At 37.1% G+C, this 480-nt stretch carries 1 protein-coding gene; it reads left to right on the plus strand.

The features are described 5' to 3' along the window. Positions 1-38: 38 nt before the first annotated feature. Positions 39-480 (plus strand): glycoside hydrolase N-terminal domain-containing protein (locus AOA61_RS24560; RefSeq protein ID WP_256583488.1); only part of this gene is annotated, 442 nt, incomplete at its 3' end.

Consider the following 480-nt stretch of genomic DNA (forward strand, 5'->3'; position numbering starts at 1 on the left):
GATTAACTGCCTCAAAAAAGCAATCTATTTCATTTCACATGCATTATGATCGAGGAAATACAAGGAATTTAGATGATATGGAAGCCATAAGTGATGATTGTCTAGTAATGCGTGGAGAAACGGGTGGGAAGAATGGTATTGAATTTCGAAGTGCCATCAAAGCCATTGCGGATAATGGACATACAGAGACGCTAGGGAACAGAATCATAGTCACAGACGCAGACGCAGTCACAATAATATTATCTGCAGCGACATCTTATAGATATAAACACCCAGAGGAGCAGTGTTTAAAAACAATTAATGATGCAACAGAAATAACTTATACAACGTTACTTGATACTCATATAAAAGACTACCAATCATTATTTCATCGCGTCGATTTACAACTTGGCGAACTTAATGAGGAGAATGATAAGTGGAAGTTACCAACAGATAAGAGGCTGAAACTATTACAAGGTGGCGAAGAAGATACTAGTTTAA

This window comes from Pseudomonas sp. 2995-1, assembly GCF_002742505.1.
Taxonomy (GTDB): Bacteria; Pseudomonadota; Gammaproteobacteria; order Pseudomonadales; family Pseudomonadaceae; genus Aquipseudomonas; species Aquipseudomonas sivasensis.